Origin of the sequence: Pantoea sp. ACRSC (assembly GCF_022346785.1) — a bacterium.
Taxonomy (GTDB): Bacteria; Pseudomonadota; Gammaproteobacteria; order Enterobacterales; family Enterobacteriaceae; genus Pantoea; species Pantoea alvi.
Genome location: NZ_JAKRNN010000015.1, coordinates 1 through 19827, shown reverse-complemented (window position 1 = coordinate 19827; position 19827 = coordinate 1). Strand labels below are relative to the sequence as shown.

The 19827-nt window shown below is 60.5% G+C and carries 21 protein-coding genes and 2 tRNA genes; 8 read left to right on the top strand and 15 right to left on the bottom strand.

Features of this window, described 5'->3' with window-relative positions; all coding sequences use genetic code 11:
• Position 1: 1 nt before the first annotated feature.
• From MHZ97_RS15025 to hpxU, 5 genes are all read right to left on the bottom strand, one after another.
• Positions 2-733 carry an amino acid ABC transporter ATP-binding protein gene (locus tag MHZ97_RS15025; RefSeq protein WP_103795244.1) on the bottom strand — a complete coding sequence of 244 codons (732 nt, stop codon included), beginning with the start codon at positions 731-733 and terminating at the stop codon, positions 2-4.
• Complete coding sequence (locus MHZ97_RS15020; RefSeq protein ID WP_199187307.1) at positions 714-1370, bottom strand: amino acid ABC transporter permease; 657 nt, start codon at positions 1368-1370, stop codon at positions 714-716. Before MHZ97_RS15020 ends, MHZ97_RS15025 begins: the two co-directional genes overlap by 20 nt.
• A complete protein-coding gene (locus MHZ97_RS15015; RefSeq protein ID WP_103795246.1) occupies positions 1370-2035 on the bottom strand; it encodes an amino acid ABC transporter permease in 666 nt (221 codons plus the stop codon). The genes MHZ97_RS15020 and MHZ97_RS15015 overlap by 1 nt, the downstream gene beginning before the upstream one ends.
• A gap of 9 nt (positions 2036-2044) precedes the next feature.
• Complete coding sequence (locus MHZ97_RS15010) at positions 2045-2830, bottom strand: transporter substrate-binding domain-containing protein (protein WP_103795247.1); 786 nt, start codon at positions 2828-2830, stop codon at positions 2045-2047.
• 181 nt (positions 2831-3011) lie between these two features.
• Positions 3012-3851: a MurR/RpiR family transcriptional regulator HpxU gene (hpxU, locus tag MHZ97_RS15005; protein ID WP_239314846.1), complete on the bottom strand. Its 840-nt coding sequence runs from the start codon at positions 3849-3851 to the stop codon at positions 3012-3014.
• A 135-nt stretch (positions 3852-3986) separates the two neighbouring features.
• On the opposite strand from hpxU, the gene MHZ97_RS15000 reads away from it, so the two are divergent.
• From MHZ97_RS15000 to hpxZ, 4 genes are read left to right on the top strand one after another with little or no spacing between them, the layout of a single operon-like run.
• On the top strand, positions 3987-5573 hold the full coding sequence (locus MHZ97_RS15000) for a gamma-glutamyltransferase family protein (RefSeq protein ID WP_239314845.1): 1587 nt from the start codon (positions 3987-3989) through the stop codon (positions 5571-5573).
• A 15-nt stretch (positions 5574-5588) separates the two neighbouring features.
• Positions 5589-5774 carry an oxalurate catabolism protein HpxX gene (gene hpxX / locus MHZ97_RS14995; RefSeq protein WP_103795250.1) on the top strand — a complete coding sequence of 62 codons (186 nt, stop codon included), beginning with the start codon at positions 5589-5591 and terminating at the stop codon, positions 5772-5774.
• Positions 5771-7168, top strand: a complete 1398-nt coding sequence (locus tag MHZ97_RS14990; RefSeq protein ID WP_239314844.1) for an AtzE family amidohydrolase — start codon at positions 5771-5773, stop codon at positions 7166-7168. The genes hpxX and MHZ97_RS14990 overlap by 4 nt, the downstream gene beginning before the upstream one ends.
• The gene (gene hpxZ, locus MHZ97_RS14985) at positions 7158-7547 is read left to right on the top strand and encodes an oxalurate catabolism protein HpxZ (protein WP_199187303.1); all 390 of its coding nucleotides are present in this window, start codon (positions 7158-7160) and stop codon (positions 7545-7547) included. The genes MHZ97_RS14990 and hpxZ overlap by 11 nt, the downstream gene beginning before the upstream one ends.
• 2 nt (positions 7548-7549) lie before the next feature.
• On the opposite strand, the gene MHZ97_RS14980 is transcribed toward hpxZ, so the two are convergent.
• The 5 genes from MHZ97_RS14980 to MHZ97_RS14960 all read right to left on the bottom strand — a co-directional run bounded on the left by MHZ97_RS14980 (position 7550) and on the right by MHZ97_RS14960 (position 12375).
• A complete protein-coding gene (locus tag MHZ97_RS14980; protein WP_103795252.1) occupies positions 7550-8278 on the bottom strand; it encodes an HPP family protein in 729 nt (242 codons plus the stop codon).
• A gap of 138 nt (positions 8279-8416) precedes the next feature.
• A complete protein-coding gene (locus tag MHZ97_RS14975) occupies positions 8417-9628 on the bottom strand; it encodes a cupin domain-containing protein (protein WP_239314843.1) in 1212 nt (403 codons plus the stop codon).
• Positions 9629-9933: 305 nt separating this feature from the next.
• A complete protein-coding gene (gene puuE / locus MHZ97_RS14970) occupies positions 9934-10890 on the bottom strand; it encodes an allantoinase PuuE (protein WP_239314842.1) in 957 nt (318 codons plus the stop codon).
• Positions 10891-10924: 34 nt separating this feature from the next.
• Positions 10925-11656, bottom strand: coding sequence for an allantoin racemase (hpxA, locus tag MHZ97_RS14965; RefSeq protein WP_239314841.1), 732 nt, complete (start codon positions 11654-11656; stop codon positions 10925-10927).
• Positions 11653-12375 carry a GntR family transcriptional regulator gene (locus tag MHZ97_RS14960; RefSeq protein ID WP_103795256.1) on the bottom strand — a complete coding sequence of 241 codons (723 nt, stop codon included), beginning with the start codon at positions 12373-12375 and terminating at the stop codon, positions 11653-11655. Before MHZ97_RS14960 ends, hpxA begins: the two co-directional genes overlap by 4 nt.
• A 144-nt stretch (positions 12376-12519) precedes the next feature.
• Here MHZ97_RS14960 and MHZ97_RS14955 point away from each other — a divergent pair, with 144 nt between their 5' ends.
• Positions 12520-14016, top strand: a complete 1497-nt coding sequence (locus MHZ97_RS14955; RefSeq protein ID WP_239314840.1) for an NCS1 family nucleobase:cation symporter-1 — start codon at positions 12520-12522, stop codon at positions 14014-14016.
• 61 nt (positions 14017-14077) lie between these two features.
• On the opposite strand, the gene MHZ97_RS14950 is transcribed toward MHZ97_RS14955, so the two are convergent.
• Together MHZ97_RS14950 and dnaQ are read right to left on the bottom strand one after the other, a co-directional pair.
• Positions 14078-14154: transfer RNA gene (locus MHZ97_RS14950), tRNA-Asp, on the bottom strand.
• A gap of 134 nt (positions 14155-14288) precedes the next feature.
• On the bottom strand, positions 14289-15020 hold the full coding sequence (gene dnaQ, locus MHZ97_RS14945; protein ID WP_103795258.1) for a DNA polymerase III subunit epsilon: 732 nt from the start codon (positions 15018-15020) through the stop codon (positions 14289-14291).
• Between the two features lie 54 nt (positions 15021-15074).
• On the opposite strand from dnaQ, the gene rnhA reads away from it, so the two are divergent.
• Positions 15075-15542: a ribonuclease HI gene (rnhA, locus tag MHZ97_RS14940; protein WP_103795259.1), complete on the top strand. Its 468-nt coding sequence runs from the start codon at positions 15075-15077 to the stop codon at positions 15540-15542.
• Here rnhA and MHZ97_RS14935 read toward each other — a convergent pair.
• Positions 15524-16261, bottom strand: coding sequence for a class I SAM-dependent methyltransferase (locus tag MHZ97_RS14935; RefSeq protein WP_103795260.1), 738 nt, complete (start codon positions 16259-16261; stop codon positions 15524-15526). The genes rnhA and MHZ97_RS14935 overlap by 19 nt on opposite strands.
• 42 nt (positions 16262-16303) lie before the next feature.
• Between MHZ97_RS14935 and gloB the strand changes: the two genes are divergently transcribed.
• Both gloB and mltD read left to right on the top strand, forming a co-directional pair.
• Complete coding sequence (gloB, locus tag MHZ97_RS14930; RefSeq protein ID WP_239314839.1) at positions 16304-17059, top strand: hydroxyacylglutathione hydrolase; 756 nt, start codon at positions 16304-16306, stop codon at positions 17057-17059.
• Positions 17060-17130: 71 nt separating this feature from the next.
• Positions 17131-18510: a murein transglycosylase D gene (gene mltD, locus MHZ97_RS14925; RefSeq protein ID WP_103795262.1), complete on the top strand. Its 1380-nt coding sequence runs from the start codon at positions 17131-17133 to the stop codon at positions 18508-18510.
• 244 nt (positions 18511-18754) lie between these two features.
• Here mltD and MHZ97_RS14920 read toward each other — a convergent pair whose 3' ends face one another.
• On the bottom strand, positions 18755-19546 hold the full coding sequence (locus tag MHZ97_RS14920) for an endonuclease/exonuclease/phosphatase family protein (protein ID WP_103795279.1): 792 nt from the start codon (positions 19544-19546) through the stop codon (positions 18755-18757).
• 162 nt (positions 19547-19708) lie between these two features.
• Positions 19709-19785 (bottom strand) — tRNA-Asp (locus MHZ97_RS14915).
• Positions 19786-19827 lie beyond the last annotated feature (42 nt).

The following is a 19827-nucleotide window of genomic DNA, read 5'->3' as shown; positions in this document are numbered from 1 at the left end:
ATTAGAGTCGCACCGAGGAGATGAACTGCTTCAGCTCCGGCGTCTGCGGCGCGGCGAACAGGGTTTTGCTGCTGCCCTGCTCCCAGACGCGCCCCTGATGCATAAAGACCACGCGATCGCCGACGTCGCGGGCGAAGTTCATCTCGTGGGTGACCAGAATCAGCGTCATGCCTTCGGCGGCGAGCTGCTCCAGCACTTTCAGCACCTCGCCCACCAGTTCAGGATCGAGCGCCGAGGTAATCTCGTCGCACAGCAATACTTTTGGGTTCATCGCCAGCGCGCGGGCGATGGCGACGCGCTGCTGCTGGCCGCCGGAGAGGCTGGACGGATAGTAGTCGAGGCGCTCGCCGAGGCCGACTTTCTCCAGCATCTGCGCCGCCAGCGCGCGGCACTCCGCCTCGCTTTTCTTTAATACGCGGCGCGGCGCCAGCATTACGTTTTCCAGCGCGGTCATATGTGGAAAGAGATTAAAGTTCTGGAACACCATGCCGACCGAGCGGCTGATCTCACGCGCCTGGCTGTCGCGGTCGGTAATGGTCATGCCGCCCAGCTTAATACTCCCTTCCTGATAGCCTTCCAGTCCGTTCATGCAGCGCAGCAGCGTACTTTTACCGGAACCGCTGCGGCCGATAATGGAGATCACTTCGCCCATCTCGATATCGAGATTGACGCCTTTCAGCACGTGATTGTCGCCGTAGTACTTCTGTACCTGATTAATGGTGATGAGCGGCATGGAATTTTTTCTCCAGGTACTGGCTGTAGCGGGACAGCGGATAACACATCAGGAAGTAGCCCAGCGCGACCAGGCCAAACACCTTAAACGGCTGATAAGTCACATTGTTCAAAATGGTGCCGGCTTTGGTCAGTTCGATAAAGCCGATAATCGAGGCGAGCGCGGTGCCCTTAATCACCTGCACCGCGAAGCCGACCGTTGGCGCGATAGCGATGCGGATCGCCTGCGGCGCGATCACCCGGCACAGCGTCTGGCCGAAGCCGAGGCCGAGACAGCGCGACGCCTCCCACTGCCCTTTCGGCAGCGCGCGAATGCTGCCGAACCAGATATCGAGCAGAAAGGCGCTGGTGTAGAGCGTCAGGGCGAGCGAGGCCGCCGTCCAGGGCGCAACGTCGATGCCAAACAGCCCGACGCCGAAGAAGGCAAGAAACAGCTGCATCAGCAGCGGCGTGCCCTGGAACAGCTCGGTGTAGCAGCGGATCAGCCGCGTCAGCCACTTACGCTGCAGCAGGCGCAACAAGAGCAGCGGCAGCGTTACCAGCGTGCCGCCGACAAAGGCGGTCAGCGACAGCAGCAGGGTCCAGCGCGCCGCCAGAAGCAGGTTGCGCAAAATGTCCCAGTCGGTAAAGGTCGTCATCATGCCTGCGCTCCAAAGCATTTTCGTCCCAGCGCCAGCAGCACCTGACGCATGGCGATCGATAACAGCAGATAGATCAGCGTGGTCACCAGGTAGACCTCGAAGCTTAAAAAGGTGCGCGACTGGATCAGGTTGGCGGCGAAAGTCAGCTCTTCATAGGAGACCTGCGATACCACCGAGGAGCCGAGCATCACGATAATGCACTGGCTGACCAGCGCCGGATAGATACGCTGCAGCGACGGCGGCAGCACCACGCGCAGAAAGGTTTGTGCGCGGGTGAGGCCCAGCACGCGCCCCGCTTCCCACTGCCCTTTCGGCGTCACCTGAATGCCGGCGCGGATAATTTCGGTGCTGTAAGCGCCGAGGTTAATCAGCATCGCCAGCAGCGCTGCCTCGCCCGCCGTCAGCTTCAGCCCCAGATTGGGCAGGCCGAATACGATAAAAAAGAGCTGCACCACGAACGGCGTGTTGCGGATGATCTCAACGTAGAGGCCCCACAGGCGGCTGGCCCAGCTCGCTTTGCCGCTGCGCAGCGCCGCGCCGAGGATCCCCAGCCCAACGCCGCCGACGGTGGCCAGCACCGTCAGCTGGATCGTGACCCACAGCCCGGCGAGCAGCTCCGGCCAGTAAGGCCAGAGCGCAGGGAAATTAAGTTGCCCGAGCATAGCGCGACCTTATGCGCCGAGGCTGGCGGGCAGCGGCGCTTTCAGCCACTCTTCCGACAGTTTATTGAGCGTGCCATCTTTGATGCCCTGCTCAATCAGCGCGTCGACCTTCGCCTTCAGCGCCGGCTCCTCTTTTTTCAGGCCGATAAAGCAGGGCGAATCTTTCAGCATAAATTGCGCGACCGGCGCTTTTTGCGGGTTCTGACGGGCGATTGCCGCCACGACCAGGTTGCCGGTCGCCACATACTCCACCTGTCCGGAGAGATAGGCTGACAGCGTGGTGTTGTTATCTTCATAGCGTTTTACCTGCGCATCTTTCGGCGCAAGGCTGGTTAGCACCATATCTTCCACTGCGCCGCGCGTAACGCCGATGCTCTTGCCGCTCAGCGCCGCCGCATCTTTCAGCGTCTCGCCTTTCGGGCCGAAGACGCCGAGGAAAAACGGCGCATAGGCGCGGCTGAAGTCGATCACTTTTTCACGCTCCGGGTTTTTCCCCATACTGGAGATCACCAGATCGACCTTATCGGTTTGCAGATAGGGCACGCGATTGGCGCTGGTGACCGGCACCAGCTGCAACTTAAGTTTCATCTGTTTCGCGAGGTATTTCGCCGTATCGATGTCGTAGCCCTGCGGCTGCAGATCGGTGCCGACCGATCCAAACGGCGGGAAGTCCTGCGGCACCGCGACGCGCAGCACGCCTCGCTTCTCAATATCCTGTAGCTGATCTGCCAGCGCACTGCCGGTCTGAACCATAAGTAACGCCGCTGCCGCCACCGCCATTAACGCTTTTTTCATTATGCACCCCGGTAAGTTGACCTGAAACAAAAGATTCTTGTAAATGTGATTTGCAACTAATGTGCCAACCACGGCGGCGGTGGGTTTAGCGGCAAAAAGGGCTATTTTAAGGAAGAAAGGCGGCGTGTCGCCGCCTGGTGTGCAGGGATCAAAATGAGGCAAAGCACCAAAAAGGTGCTCTTTAACGGTGCTCCAGCTCCTCCAGCTGCTGATAGAGATCGGCGATCTGGTGAATGCGCTGGCGGCCTTGCGTCAGCATTTCATGCAGCAGCGCATTGGTCAGCAGATTGATCAGGCTCATCGCCGAGGCGTAGCTGTCGAAGGCCGATACGCTGTCGAGCGGCGCGCAGAGCTGCCAGCGCGCCAGGCCGCTCATCGACTGCGCCTGCGGCTCGCACAGCGCCAGCAGCGGGATCTGCCGCTGCTGCAGCTGCTGCATCAGCGGGCGGATCAGGCGCGGACGACGGCGAAACGCCATCACCACCACCATATCGTCGGGGGTAATATCGACCACCTCTTCTGCCAGCGTCTGGCCCGGCTGCGGCAGGACCATAACGTCCCCGCGCGCCTGCAGCAGCTGCTGGCGCAGGTGCAGCGCCAGCGGCCAGGAGTTGCGCATGCCGATAACGAAAATGCGCTTCGCCTGGGTCATCTGCTGCACCGCCTCGCCGAACTGCTGCGCGTCAAGCGCGTTGACCCACTGCGTCAGGTTTGCCATCTCCTGCTTGTAGTGGCGCGCCAGCAGCGTATTGCCCTGCACCGCGTCGCGGTTATCGGTAAGCGGCATGCCGCTCTGGCGCAGGATGCGCAGCTCGTCGCGCATATCTTTATATTTGTCATAGCCCAGCCGGCGAAACAGGCGGCTGACGGTCGCCTTCGAGACGCCGCTGAGCCTCGCCAGTTCGGCGCTGTTATAGCTGATTAGATCGTCGAAATGGTCAAAGACGAAATCCGCAATGCGCTGCTCCTGCGGCGAGAGCTGCGGATAGTAACTTCTGAGTCGTTCATCAAGCTGTTTCATGCGTCGTCCTGTAACTTTCGTTTCAGCAGAAGCTAGCATAATTCGATCCAGGTTACCGCCGCCGTGCGCGATGGCAAAAAACTGGAACGGCTCTTGCTTGGATCCCCGCTCTGTTACCCAATAAGACATCTCATTATGATTCAGAGCAATATGGCCCCGCTGGGCATGGCGGTGGCGCCGCACCATCTCGCAAGCGAGAGCGCGCTGGCGGTACTGCGCGACGGCGGCAACGCCATCGAGGCGATGGTCGCTGCCGCCGCGACCATCGCCGTGGTCTATCCCCATATGAACGGCCTCGGCGGCGACGGCTTCTGGCTGGTGCTGCCGCCCAGTGGCGATCCCGTGGCTATCGACGCCAGCGGCGCGGCGGGTGCGCTGGCGCATCCCGATTTCTATCGCGGCGCAAGCGCCATCCCCCATCGCGGTCCAGCGGCCGCGTTAACGGTGGCTGGAACGGTAAGCGGCTGGCAGGAGGCGCTGGCCCTCTCCGGCGAGCTGGGCGGCACCCCGCTGCCGCTGCCGCGCCTGCTGCGCGACGCTATCCGCTACGCCGCCGACGGTATTCCGGTTACCGCCTCGCAGGCGGCCGCCACCGCCGCCAAGCGGCACGAGCTGGAAGATCAGCCGGGATTTGCCGCGACCTTTCTGCCCGACGGCGAGCCGCCGCGTGAAGGCAGCCGCTTTACCCAGCCGGCGCTGGCGCAGACCCTCAGCCTGCTGAGCGAGCAGGGGCTGGACAGCTTCTATCGCGGCGAGCTGGCGCACCATCTGGCGCGCGAAATGTCGGCGCTCGGCATGCCGGTGACGCTGGCGGATCTGCAGCAGCAGCGCGCGCGTCGCTGCGCCCCGCTGCATGTGGCGCACAGCGAAGGCGACCTGTGGAATATCGCGCCGCCGACTCAGGGACTGGTATCGCTGGCGATCCTCGGCATTACCGACGCGCTGGCGATGGCGCAGGCTGACGAGGCGCAGACGGTGCACCGCATTGTCGAAGCGACGAAAAAAGCCTTTGCGCTGCGCGACGCCCATCTTACCGATCCGCGCCATATGACCTGCAAGGCGCAGTCGCTGCTGACTCAGGATCATTTCGCCACGCTGGCGAGCCAGATTAGCGAGACGCAGGCCGCGCCCTGGGGCGCTGGCCGCGGCCCCGGCGACACGGTGTGGATGGGGGTGATGGACAGCAGCGGCCTCGCCGTCTCCTTTATTCAGAGCATCTATCACGAGTTCGGCAGCGGCGTGGTCATCCCCGGCACCGGCATCACCTGGCAGAATCGCGGCGCGGCTTTTAGCCTCGACGCGGATCATCTGCTGGCGCTGGCACCGGGCAAACAGCCGTTTCACACCCTTAATCCCGCCGCCGCGCGCCTGAAGGATGGCCGCACGCTAGTCTATGGCGCAATGGGCGGCGACGGCCAGCCGCAAACGCAGGCGGCAATTTTTACCCGCCATGTGATTCAGGGCATGCCGCTGCAGCAGGCGGTGAGCGCCCCCCGCTGGCTGCTGGGCCGCACCTGGGGCCAGTCCTCCGACTCGCTCAAGCTGGAGGGCCGCTTTGCGCCGGAAACCGTCGCCAGGCTGCAGCAGCTGGGGCACGAGGTCGAGCTGCTGCCCGACTTCAGCGAGGCGGTAGGCCACGCGGGCGCTATCGTGCGCCATATCAACGGCATGCTGGAAGGCGCATGCGATCCGCGCAGCAACGGCAGCGCGAGCGGATTCTGACAGGAGAAAACAGAGATGGATCAGACAACAGACTGGGCGCGCTATCTGGCGCAGATGGAGCAGCTGCTGGCGCTGGAGCTGGACGACTCGCGTCGCGCCGAGCTGGTTATTCAGCTTGAGCGCATCGCCGCGCTGGCGGCACCGCTGATGGCGTTTCCCCTCGATGAGCGGCTCGAAGTGGCGGGAGTGTTTCATCCATGAACCTGAGCGAACTCTCTCTCCGGGCGCTGCAGCAGGCGATTCAGCGCGGCGAGATCGGCGCGCGCGAGGTCGCGCAGCAGACCCTGCAGGAAATTGAACGGCACCAGGTGATTAACGCCTGGACCGAGATCACCGCCGACCGCATGCTGCGCGAGGCGGACGCCATCGACGCGCAGCGACGCCGCGGCGACGATCTGCCGCCGCTGGCGGGCATTCCCTATGCGGTGAAGAACCTGTTCGACGTGGCGGGTCACACCACGCTGGCGGGCGCCGCCCTGTTCCAGGATCGCCCGGCGGCGACGCAGGACGCCTGGGCGGTCAGCCGCCTCAGCCGCGCCGGCGCGCTACTCTCCGGTATGCTGAATATGGACGCCTACGCCTATGGATTCACCACCGAGAACAGCCACTTCGGCGCGACGCGCAACCCGCACGATCTGGCGCGCGTGGCGGGCGGATCGTCGGGCGGCTCCGCGGCGGCGGTCGCCGCTGGTCTGGTGCACTTTGCGCTCGGCACCGATACCAATGGATCGATCCGCGTGCCCGCGTCGCTGTGCGGCACCTTTGGCCTGAAGCCAACCTTTGGCCGCCTGTCGCGCAGCGGCAGCCACCCCTTTGTCGCCAGCCTCGATCATATCGGCCCCTTTGCGCGCCGCGTCGAGGATCTGGCGCTGGTCTACGACATGCTGCAGGGCCACGATCCGCAGGACGCCTTTCAGGCCAACCGCCCCGCCGATCCGGCGCAGGTTGGACTCGAAGTGACAGGCCAGCGCTGCGCGCTGCTGGGCGGCTTTTTCTCCACCTGGTGCGACGACGACGCGCGCGATGCGCTGGCCCGGGCCGCGCTGGCGCTGGATATCCATGATGAGGTAACGCTGCCGGAGGCGGAGCTGGCGCGATCGGCGGCCTTTATCCTGACCGCCTGCGAAGGCGGCAATCACTATCTGCCCGCGCTGCGCGCCTCGCCGGCGCGCTTCGAGCCCGCCTCGCGCGAGCGGCTGCTGGCGGGCGCGATGCTGCCCGCCGCCTGGTACGTACAGGCGCAGCGCTTCCGCCGCCATTTCCAGCAGCAGGTATTGCCGCTGTTTGAACGCTTCGACGTGCTGATCGCGCCCGCTACCCCCTGCACCGCGCCGCATATCGGCCAGGAAAGCATTCGCGTTAACGGCACCGATCTGCCGTCGCGCGCCAGTATGGGCATGCTGACGCAGCCGATCTCCTTCCTGGGCCTGCCGGTGTGCAGCGTGCCGCTGGCGACGAAGAGTGGACTGCCGATCGGGCTTCAGCTGATTGCCGCGCCCTTTAACGAAGCCGCCGCGCTGCGCGTCGCCTTCGCCCTTGAGCAACAGGGAATTACCCTGGCGCCTGCCTCTATGGATAAAACTGATGCAAACTGAAGAGATTAATTTACCGCAGGTGCTGGCGGAGCTTACCGCCGCTTTTTACCGCTACGAGCAGGCGCTGGTGAGCAATGATATCGCGACGCTCGACGCGCTCTTCTGGCACGATGAACGCACCGTGCGCCTCGGCGCGGGCGAGAACCTCTACGGCATTGAGCAGATCCGCGCCTTTCGCGCCCAGCGTCCCGCCGCCGGACTGGCGCGCACCCTGCGCAACACCGTCATCACCACCTTCGGCGAAGACTATGGCGTTTGCAGCACCGAGTTCACGCGTGAAGGCTCGACGAAAACTGGCCGTCAGCAGCAGAGCTGGGTCAGGCTGCCGCAGGGCTGGCGCATCGTCGCCGCACAGGTGAGCCTGATGAGCGAAAGCTGAGGCTAGCGGGCGCGCTGCGCCTGACGCTGCGCCGCAATCGCTTCGGCGCGCTGCAGCAGCTGCTGGAGATCATCTTCATCGATATCCAGCAGCTGGCCGCTTTCCAGCGCCTGGTGCAGATCGTCGCGGGTAATCGGCACATCCAGCGCCACCGGCTCGGGCTTCGCTTCGGCAGCGGCCAGCGGATGCGGATAGCGACGGCCCGCCAGGTTGTTGAAGATAATCGCCAGCAGCGCCAGGCAGAGAGAGTTAAGCAGGATCGGCGTCAGAATATAGTGATAGCCCAGCTGATGGACGTTGCCGCCGCCCAGAATGGCGGTCAGCGCCACCGCGCCGCTGGGTGGATGCAGGCAGCGCAGCTGAAACATGACGGCGATCGCCAGGCAGGCGGCGACGCCGCAGGCCAGCGGTGCATAAGGAATGGTCATGGCCGCGGTTACGCCAATTGCCGCCGCCACCATATTGCCGCCGACAATCGACCAGGGCTGCGCCAGCGGGCTGTTGGGTATGCCAAACAGCAGCACCGCAGAGGCGCCCATCGGCGCGACAAACCACAAATTAACCTGCCCCAGCAGCCAGTGGCTGATAAGACTGGTGATCGTCAGGCCCAGCCCGGCACCCGCGCTGGCAATCACTATCTCTTTTTTTGCCACCGGCAGCGGATGCGGCCAGAAGCGGGCAAAAAAGGTGCGCAGCGCGCCTCTCTCCTTTGCCTGACGCGTTTCACTCATCTTCACAACGTGTATTCATCAGAAAAATTACAGAAGCGGCGATTGTCGCCGATCGATTTAGCGCTAACAACCCGGCCCGGGCAGCATGGCCAGGATTCGGAATAGTGCCCTGGGCTGGCGCGACGCCAGCCCCAGAGGCTATTTGACAACCGGACTCTTTTTCAGCGACAGCGCAGAGAGGAATGCGTCGTCGAGCTGCAGATGCTGCGCCACCAGCTCGCGCGGCGTGCTGGCGAGCCATTGATTAAGGGAGATATCGGCGTAGTAATCGCTTTTAAACAGCTCCAGGAACCGCAGCGGCCCGCTGCCGGTATTCTCGATATAGTGCCCCATGGCAAAGGGCACATAGCCGACGTCGCCCGCCCGATAGTCAAAGGTTCTCGCCTGGCCCGATGAGGCGAATACGCCCATACGCCCCTCGCCTGCCAGATAGTATTGCCACTCATCGTTGTTGGGATGCCAGTGCAGTTCGCGCATGCCACCCGGCGCTATCTCTACCAGCGCGGCAGCGATGGTTTTTGAGATCGGAAAGGTCGAGGAGTCGGTGATGCGCACCGTGCCGCCCGGCGCGTTAATCGGCGTCTGCGCCAGCATATGATGGGTGAATACGCGCTTAGCTTTTGGCGCGCCCCTGATGGCGTCCGCGCCCAGGCTGCCCGGCACCTTGCCGGCAAAAATATACTCATCGTCCGGGGACGGCAGCTTTGCAAAGGAGGAGACCGGCACGCTGAAGTTTTTCGCCAGAATTTCCGGCGGAATATGCCTGAACCAGTCGGACAAAAGAAAGGTGCTGTCTTCATCAAAGCCGCCATCGTCAAAAGCCAGCAGAAACTCACAGCCGTCTGGCCCCAGCCCCTGAATTGAGTGCGGTATGCCCGGCGGAAAGTACCAGAGGTCGCCCACCCCGATATCGTCCACAAACCAGCCGCCGTCAGTATCGAAGGCGGTGACGCGCGCGTTGCCGAAGGTCATATAGGCCCATTCACCCTCTTTGTGCCAGTGCAGCTCGCGGATGCCGCCCGCATTGAGGCGCATATCGACCCCGGCGATGGTGGTGGAGATGCCCAGCTCGCGCTGCGTCACCTGTCGCGTCCAGCCGCCGCTGCCTTTGCGCACGTGCGCGTCGCTGAAAGAGAAGCGCAGGTTGGGCAACGTGCCGCTGTCGGTGGCGGGCGGATCGACGATATCGGGGTTTTGCGCCTCACGCGCCGGATCGTGCGGGCCGGGATCGCGCGCCGTACCGGCGGGCCAGGCGGTAATAACGTCATGGGCGTGGACCTGGCCTGCCGCCAGCGCCACCGTGCCGCCCGCCGCGAACGCCATAAAGTTTCTGCGGGAAAGTTTGCTCATAAAACCATTCCTTTTTCCGTGATTGACCTGGAATAGCTATACGCGCAAAGGGGAATGCTGGCGGCAGGCAAGATGTAACAGTTGAACAGGCGGCAGATATAATTAGCATTGTTAATCAATTTTGCTGCGCAAATATTTTTATTTCATTTAGCTGAGGTTAAAAAACAGCAGCAGAATCGGCTTTTTCACACGCACGATTCGTCAACGGTTGCGGAGATGCATTAATATTCCTGCTAAATAATCCGTTACATCTTTTTAACAAGGAGGTGCAGCAAAACGCGGCCGTGCGGCCGCGTCGGTTAGCCTCAGGGCTGCGGCGCAGGGTGCGTGGCGGCCCAGTGATCGGCGATCTGCTGACGGGTACAGATCCAGACGTCGCTATACTGCTGGATATGGTCGAGGAAGTTCTGCAGCGCTTTGAATTTGCCGGGGCGACCCAGCAGGCGACAGTGCATGCCGACCGACATCATCTTCGGCTGGGTTTCCCCCTCTTCATAGAGAACGTCAAAGGTGTCGCGCAGGTAGGTAAAGAACTGTTCGGCGGTGTTGAAGCCCTGCGGCGTGGCGAAGCGCATATCGTTGCACTCCAGGGTGTAGGGAATGACCAGGTGCGGCTTCACGGTACCGTCCTGACAGGTGACCTGGGTCCAGAACGGCAGATCGTCCCCGTAGTAGTCGCTGTCGTAGCTGAAGCCGCCCTGCTCGACCACCAGCCGCCGCGTATTGGGGCTGTCGCGCCCGGTGTACCAGCCGGTGGGCGCTTTGCCGAACAGATCGGTGAGCACGTCGACCGCCTGCTGCATATGCTGGCGTTCGGTTTTGGCGTCCATCGACTGATAGTGGATCCAGCGCCAGCCGTGGCTCACCACATCGTAGTCAGCCTGTTTGATCGCCTCGACGATCTCCGGATGACGCGCCAGCGCCATCGCGACGCCAAATACCGTCAGCGGCAAACCGCGCTTCTGGAATTCGCGGTGGATGCGCCAGAAGCCGGCACGCGAACCATATTCGTAAAGCGAGTCCATCGACATATGGCGATCGGGATAGCTGGCCGCCCCGATGATATCGGAGAGGAACTGCTCGGATCCGGCATCGCCGTGCAGCACGTTGTTCTCTGCGCCCTCTTCATAGTTGAGCACGAACTGCACCGCCACGCGCGCCTTGTTCGGCCAGGCGGCATGCGGCGGCGTGGCACCGTAGCCGATCAGATCGCGCGGATAGTTTTTGTTGAAGCTGTACTCTTTCTTTTCTGCACTATCCATTCATCAATTCCTGTTTCATTACGACAAGGTTCCGTTAGTTTAGATGCTGAAACGCGCCTGAGAGAGGTTTCGCAATCGGCCAGTCGAGATCGCCCTGTTTGCTGGTGCCAAAGCCAAGCGCCACCAGCGCCTCTACCATTTTCACCGCCGCACTGACGCCATCGATAACCGGCATGCCCAGCTCCTGCGTCAGCTCGCGCGCCAGCGTCGCCATCCCGCCGCAGCCCAGCACGATCGCGCCGCTGCCATCCTGTCGCTTCGCCTGCAGACACTGCTGGCGCACCTTCTCCTGCGCCACACCTGAGCCATCCTCCAGCGCCAGCACCGGCAGGTCGATGGCGTGCAGCGCGGCGCAGTGGTGGGTAAAGCCGTACTGCTGCAGCAGATGGCGCGCGATGATCAGCGTGCGCGGCAGCGTGGTGACGATGGAAAAGCGCGTCGCCACCAGCGTCGCGGTGTGCATCGCCGCTTCGGCGATGCCAATAACCGGCCCGCTGGCCAGCTCGCGCGCCGCCAGCAGGCCAGGGTCGCCAAAGCAGGCAATCACGTGGCCGCTGACGCCCTGCGCTTTGCCGCGCTTTACCTGCTCCAGCACGCCAATCGCCGCGATCGCCTCATCAAAGTGCCCTTCTATCGACGGCACGCCCTGCGTGGGCGACACCGCGAGGATTTCGGTGCCTGGCGCGGCCACCGCGCGCGCCGCCGCGCCGATGGTCTCCGTCATCGCCTGGCTGGTGTTGGGGTTGATCACCTGAATCAGGCTCATAATGTCACCTCTTTATGACGGGCAAATAACCGCGAGAAATCGGGCAGCGTTTCGCCGCTGCGTTCAAAGTGCAGGCTGGAGACGATATGGTCGAAGTGGTGCTGCAGCACCTGGGTTAGCGCGGCGAGATCGCCATCGCGCAGACAGGCCACCAGCCGGTCGTGGTCGTCGCAGCGGCAGCCCTGCTGCCAGGGCGCGCCCCAGGCGGCGATCACCAGCGAGGAGCGCTGCGTCAGGCGCGTAACCAGTTCAGTCAGGACCTGATTACCCGCAATCGCCTGAAGTTCAATATGGAAGGCGGCGGAAAGGCGAATTGCCGCCGCGCCGTCGCGCGCGTCGTGCGCTCGCTGCTCTTCGGCGATGCGCTGCGTGAGTCCCGCCAGATGGGGCGGCTGCAGATGCGCCAGTACGGCGGGCAGATTGGCGCACTCGATCAGCGCCCGGGTGCGGAAGATATCACGCGCTTCGTCAACGCCGGGCGTCGCCACCTGTGCACCGCGCCTGGGCAACAGCGTGACCATCTGCACTGCGGCGAGGCGCTGCAAGACTTTACGAATGCCGGTGCGGCTGACGCCGAATACCTCCGCCAGCGCCTCCTCCGGCAGTTTGCTGCCGGGCGGCAGCTGATGCTCGACGATGGCGTTCATCAACGCCTGATAGATAGGTTCGTCTTTATCCCCGAGATCGGCGGCCAGCGTCTGACCTGTCTCACTTCTCATATCGGACTCCCTTTACGCGCTGTGTGCCAACATCGTATACGCGAACACTTTTTTTTGTATACAAGATTTCAATTCTGGCCTGGATCCTGCAACAGCTTTTTACGTTGCTATGACCGTTAACCCTGGTAAAAAGGAGCAGGTTTCATGCCAAACCCTCAAAAAAGTGTTTCTGCGTCGGCCGCTGAAGCCCGCGCGCGCTACAGTCCCCGCCTGACCAATGAGGATCTGGCGCCGACGCGCCAGCAGAACTGGACGTGGTACAACATCTTCTCGTTCTGGATGTCGGATGTGCACAGCATGGGCGGCTATGTGGTCGCGGCCAGCTTTTTCACCCTTGGCCTGGCGAGCTGGCAGGTGCTGATTTGTCTGCTGGCGGGAATCTGCATCGTGCAGCTCTGCGCTAACCTGGTGGCGAAGCCGAGCCAGATGGCGGGCGTGCCCTATGCGGTGATCAGCCGTCAGGCGTTTGGCGTCTTCGGCGCCAATATTCCGGCGGTCATTCGCGGGCTGATCGCCTTCGCCTGGTACGGTATCCAGACCTATCTGGCCGCCAACGCGCTGATGCTGGTGCTGCTGAAGTTCTTTCCGACGCTGGCGTCGATGACCCACGCCAGCTGGCTGGGCCTGTCGCTGCTCGGCTGGTGCTGCTTCGGCGTAATGTGGCTGCTGCAGGCGATGGTGTTCTGGCACGGCATGAGCGCCATTAAGCGCTTTATCGACGTGGCGGGTCCCGCGGTCTATGTGGTCATGGTGGCGCTGGCGGGCTGGATTGTATACAAGACCGGCTTCGACGGTATCTCTTTTACCCTGGCGAGCAAATCATTAAGCGCAGGCGAACAGAGCTGGCAGATGATTACCGCCACCGCGCTGGTAGTCTCCTACTTCTCCGGGCCGCTGCTCAACTTCGGCGACTTCTCGCGCTACGGCAAAAGCATGGGGGAGATCCGTCGCGGCAACCGCTGGGGCCTGCCCTTTAACTTTTTGCTCTTCTCGGTGGTCACGGTGGTGATCGTCTCCGGTACTCAGTCGCTGTTCGGCAAGATGATTACCGATCCCATCGAGACCGTCAGTATGGTAGGCAATGATGTGGCGGTCGCGATTGGGCTGCTGACTATGATCACCGCCACCATCGGCATTAATATCGTGGCGAACTTCGTCTCGCCCGCGTTCGATTTCTCTAACTGCTCGCCGCAGAAAATCAGCTTCCGCACCGGCGGCATGATTGCCGCGGTCGGCTCGGTGCTGCTGACGCCGTGGAACCTGTTTCAGTCGCCGGAGCTGATCCACTATACCCTTGACGTTCTGGGCGCCTTTATCGGCCCGCTGTTCGGCATTCTGCTGGCGGATTTCTACCTGATTAAACGCAGCCGCGTCTCAGTTGACGATCTGTTCGATGCGACGCCGCAGGGGCGCTACTGGTATCGCAGCGGCTTCAACCCGAAAGCGATCGCCGCGCTGCTGCCGTCGGTGATCATTGGGCTGATTATCAGCTTTGTGCCGTCGCTGCATGAGGTTGCCAACTTCAGCTGGTTTATCGGCGCGGCGCTGGGGGCTGGATGCTATCGCTATCTGGCGCGCCATGAGCGCGAAGCGGGCGCAGCGCAGCCTTTCGCCGGCGGCGTTGCAATGCAGAAAGAGTAAAAGCTGAGGCGTCAGAAAAGCAAAAGGCCGATTCATTGCTGAATCGGCCTTTCTGAAGAGTTGGCGGTGCGGACGGGACTCGAACCCGCGACCCCCGGCGTGACAGGCCGGTATTCTAACCGACTGAACTACCGCACCGCGCTGTGTTCCCCGTCGGGAACGAGGCGCATATTAATGGCCGCCCGAGACCCCGTCAACGCTTTTTATCGCCGCGCCGCGCGTTTGCTGTTTTTTTACGCTTAACGCTGATTTAACCAGCGAAACCCTGTCGGTTAACCGCGCCACAGGCAGCTTCCGCCCTTTTTCATCACCAGATCGAGGCGCGACTCATGCGCCATCACCTCTTCGTCCGACGCCGCCACCACGCGCAGCGCCGACGCGGGTCGAACGATACGCTGGATGGTTTCGCCTTCGTTCTGCTGCGCACCGTCCCCTTCCTGGGAGAACGCCAGCAACGTCTGGCCGCCGGTCATCGCCAGGAAGACTTCCGCCAGAATTTCGGAGTCGAGCAATGCGCCGTGCAGCGTACGCTTGCTGTTGTCGATCTCATAGCGCGAGCAGAGTGCGTCCAGGCTGTTGCGCTTGCCCGGGAACATCTTGCGCGCCATTGCCAGGCTGTCGGTGACATGGCAGAAGGTTTCGGTTTTCCCAATGCCGCGGTTCAGCATGGAAAACTCGTAGTCCATAAAGCCGATATCAAACGAGGCGTTATGGATCACCAGCTCGGCGCCGCGAATATAGTCGAGGAATTCATCTGCAATGTCGGCGAAGGTTGGCTTATCGGCGAGAAACTCATCCGCAATGCCGTGCACGCCGAACGCTTCCGGGTCCACCAGCCGATCGGGCCGCAGATAGATATGGAAGTTGTTGCCGGTCAGGCGACGGTTCACCACCTCTACCGCACCAATTTCAATGATGCGGTGACCTTCGTAATGCACACCGATCATGTTCATGCCGGTGGTTTCAGTATCGAGTACGATCTGGCGGTTATTTGCAGTGCTCATAGGATTCGTTTTATGTCAGACTTGGCGTTTTTCTCAGAAGGGAGTCTACCAGAGATGCGCAAGCAGGTAGAAATATTCACCGACGGATCCTGCTTAGGCAATCCCGGTCCCGGCGGCTATGGCGCGATTTTGCGCTACGGCCAGCACGAAAAGCAGTTCAGTGCGGGCTATCGGCTCACCACCAATAACCGCATGGAGCTGATGGCGGCCATCGTGGCGCTGGAGGCGCTAAAAGAGCCTTGTCACGTCGTGCTGAGCACCGACAGCCAGTATGTGCGCCAGGGCATTACCAGCTGGATCCATAACTGGAAAAAGCGCGGCTGGAAAACGGCGGATAAAAAGCCGGTGAAAAACGTCGATCTCTGGAAGCGCCTCGACAGTGCGCTGGCCGGGCATGAGATCCAGTGGGAATGGGTTAAAGGCCATGCCGGCCATCCGGAAAACGAACGCTGCGACGAGCTGGCGCGCAGCGCGGCGTCCCATCCGCAGTCAGAGGATATCGGCTACAAGGTCGAGTCCTGATCTTTCGCCGCGCGGAACTGCCGCGTGGCGTTTACCGCCGGACGCAGATGCCCCTGAGAGAGCGATTTTTTCGCTTTGGTCGGCGTCAGCGGGAAAGTGCGCTTGCGCGCCACGACGATATTCAGACAGCCCAGCGCAGGCAGATGCGCGCTGATCACCTTGCCGCCCTGCCGATGCCAGGGCACCACCTGAAAACGGGTGCGGAATACCACTTCGTAATTCAGCAGGCTCAGCCAGTCAAGCAGGCGCATCTGGCTAAACATCCGTCCGCTCCATGGCGCTTTGCGCTGAATGCCGGGCAGCGCTTTAGTGATGCCCAGCAGCGAGAAGGGATTAAAGCCGCTGATAATCATCCAGCCGTCGTCAATCAGCACGCGATCCACTTCGCGCAGCACCCGGTGTGGGTCCTGGCTCCACGCCAGGGTATGCGCCAGCAGACAGGCGTCGATAGACTTGGATTCAAACGGCAGCTGTGTCGGATGCGCCAGCACCTGCAGCAGCTCGCCTTCGCTGCCGACGTTGACCTGATGTGAAATAGCACAGTGTTCGGTGTTGATTTCTGCACTAAGGTTGCCAAGCTTAAGCATATGAAAGCCATAAAGCTTTCCCAGGTAGGGCTGAAGCTGCTGAGTCAGCGCATCGCGGAAATAGTCTCCCCATGGCATATCGCGCCAGGAGTGCGGCGCGGTCAGAATCTGGCGTGTTTTAGCGCGCTTCATGCTTTACCATCTTCCTTTTCTAACGGCCTGCGAGAGGTGATTATGAATCTTACCAGTATTCCTGCGCTACAGGATAACTACATCTGGACGCTGAACGACGAGGCCGGCAACTGCCTGATTGTCGATCCCGGCGAGGCGCAACCCGTGCTGGAGAAAGTCTACGCGAACGGCTGGAAACCGGCGGGAATTTTGCTGACCCACCATCATTACGATCACGTCGGCGGCGTACAAGCCCTGCTGGAAAAATTTCCCGGCATTGAGGTTTTCGGTCCACAGGAGACGGAAGATAAAGGCGCGACCAGGGTGGTTAGCGAAGGGGATACGGTGTCGCTGCTGGGTATGCGTTTCAGCGTAATCCATACGCCTGGTCATACTTTAGGACATATCTCATATTACAGTGCGCCTTATCTTTTCTGTGGCGACACAATGTTTTCCGGCGGCTGCGGGCGTCTTTTTGAAGGCACAGCAGAGCAAATGTACGAATCTTTTCAAAAGCTTGATCAGCTTCCCGGTGACACGCTGGTCTGCTGCGCGCATGAGTACACTTTATCCAATTTGAAGTTTGCTGCGGCTATTCTGCCTCATGACCCGCAAATTATGGCCGAATATCAGAAAATTAAGGACTTACGCGCCAAAAACGGCATTACTTTACCCACAAAACTGGCGCACGAACGGCAAATAAATTTATTTTTGCGTACGCAAGATCCTGATTTAAAAAGAGCATTGAACATAAATTTAACACCCGACCACATATGGGACACATTTGCCCTTTTACGTGAGAAGAAGGACAAGTTTTGATTTTTCGGGTTGTGTTGTGACAAGGGGTCACGTATAGTTGCTCGTCTTTTAAGCGAACTATTGACACACACATGAAGGCTAAAGCGATATTACTCGCCTCGGTCTTGCTGGTGGGATGTCAGGCATCACGGAATGACGCCAATATCCCCGAACAGCATGCACAGAGTCTGTCTTCAGCTGGTCAAGGTGAAAATGGAAAGTACGGTGATCGAATGTTGTCGCCGCGATGGCAGGAAGATGGAACTGGCCTCGCAGAAGATACCGATCTCTGGAGTTTCATTAGTGACGAGTTGAAGATGGGGATTCCGGAAAACAGCCGGATCCGCGAACAAAAACAAAAGTACTTAAAAAATAAGAGCTATCTCCACGATGTAACATTACGGGCAGAGCCGTATATGTACTGGATAGTCGAGCAGATACATAAACGTAAGATGCCGATGGAACTGGTACTGCTACCCATAGTGGAGAGCGCTTTTGACCCTCATGCAACCTCATCAGCCAATGCCGCCGGCATCTGGCAGATTGTTGCAACAACGGGCAAAAACTATGGTTTGAAACAAAACCAGTGGTACGACGGGCGCCGCGACGTGGTGGCCTCGACCAAAGTTGCGCTGGATATGATGCAGCGTCTGAACAAGATGTTTGACGGCGACTGGTTGCTGACCGTTGCTGCTTATAACAGCGGTGAAGGACGCGTATTAAAGGCGATTAAACAGAACAAGGCGCGCGGAAAGCCCACCGACTTCTGGAATCTGTCGCTGCCGCGCGAGACTACGGTCTACGTACCGAAAATGTTGGCCTTGAGCGAACTGCTGAAGAACAACAAGCGCTACGGTATTAAACTGCCGACGCCTGACGAAAGCCGCGCACTGGCGCGCGTTGAAGTCGGTCAGCAGATGCAGTTGACGCAGGCTGCCGAAATGGCGGGGATGTCGCTCAGCAAGCTCAAGAGCTTCAATACCGGCTATAAGAAAGGGGCTACCGCGCCCAACGGACCGCAGTACATCTTAGTGCCTAAGTCCCACGTGGCGAAGTTGCGTAGCTCGCTGGCTTCCGGCGATATCGCTGCGGTACAGCCAACGCAGCTGGCAAAAGCCAGCGCGGCTGGCAGCAGCTACAAAGTGCGTCGCGGTGATACGCTTTCCGGCATCGCCAGCAAGCTGGGCGTCAGCGTTGCGTCGCTGAAGCAGCAGAATAATTTGCAGGGCGCCAGCCTTCGCACCGGTCAGACGCTGACCGTCGGCGAGAGCGGCACGAGCCTGGCTGATAATAGCAACAGCATCACCTATCGCGTGCGTAAAGGTGATTCTCTTGCCAGTATTGCAAGGCGCCACGGCGTCGATATCAAAGATGTGATGCGATGGAATACGGTCCTGAGCAGCGCGAAAGATATCCAGCCTGGTGACAGGCTAACGCTCTACGTAAATAATAACGCGTCGCCTGATACCTGATGCGTTGAAAAGGCCAACAATTGTTGGCCTTTTTTACATTTCTGCCCCCTTCCCTCTCCCCCTGTTCTCATTCTTAAGCGTCGAGCGATACGCCCTTTTCCCGCATTTGTCTCCCTGATGCTGACAGGCTATAGATGACGGAAATGAAAGTCAGAGAGACAGGGATTGCATTGAGGCGGATGGGGTCGCCTTCTCACGCGAGTGAGGCGGAGAAGGCTACGGGACGCCGTAACGAGCAGAGAGGTCAGCGTGCGGCGTTAAACTCTACCAGCAGGGGATTATGGTCCGAGGCGCGCGTAACCAGCACTGAGGCGCGGCTGACGTTCATATCGCGATAGAAGACGAAGTCCAGCGGGCGGCCAAAGGCTTTACGTCGATGATCGTCGGTAAATTTCACCTCTTTTAGCGTCATTTCGCGCGCGAACCGGTAGAGCGCGTGGATACGCTGGCGGCTCCAGGCGTTGAAATCGCCCGCCATGATAACCGGCCCTTTGTGATGGAGGATCTGCTCGCCTATGGGGCCCAGCTGTTTGCTGTAGACATCGATGCCGAGGCTGAAATTGACCGCATGAACATTGACGACCATCAGCATTTCTCCGGTCGGCAGCGGATAGGCGGTGACCAGCGCCGATTTAGCCAGCCTCAGCAGCGGCTCTCGCTCGCGCAGCGGGCAGCAGTAGACCGGATGGGCAGAAGCCAGCGTCATCACGCCAGAGGGGTGCTGCGGCAGCACAAAGGCGGGAACCTGATCGGCGGCCAGGTAGTTGCTGGTTGCAAACTGCACCAGCTCAGGCGTGGTTTGCGCCTCCTGTAGCAGCACCAGGTGCGCGTCTTTGCCGAATCCCTGTAATACGGACATCCAGTCGGCACGCTGCTGCTTGAAGATATTCCAGACCAGCACTTTGAGATGGGCATCAGGCGACAGTGGCGCCCCTGGCGGCAGCGCCTGGCCAAGATGCAGCATAGCGCCCGGCGGAAAGATCTGTTCGACCGGCTGACCCGCGACATAGCGCATTGCATAAGTTTTTTTTCGCACGTTATTGCCCAATTCCTTCCGTACCCGTTGCACCTGTCTGTTATAGGGATTTTAGTCGGGGGATTCAATCGGTGTTGATAATTGTCAGAATCATCGCGTGCGGTGATCTTTTTTTCGGAAAAGAAAAAGCCCTGACTTCTCAGTCAGGGCTTCTCTGTTAGGTGGCGGTGCGGACGGGACTCGAACCCGCGACCCCCGGCGTGACAGGCCGGTATTCTAACCGACTGAACTACCGCACCACCGAATACTGCTGCTACCAGCGGGGTCTCGCTGATAACCGG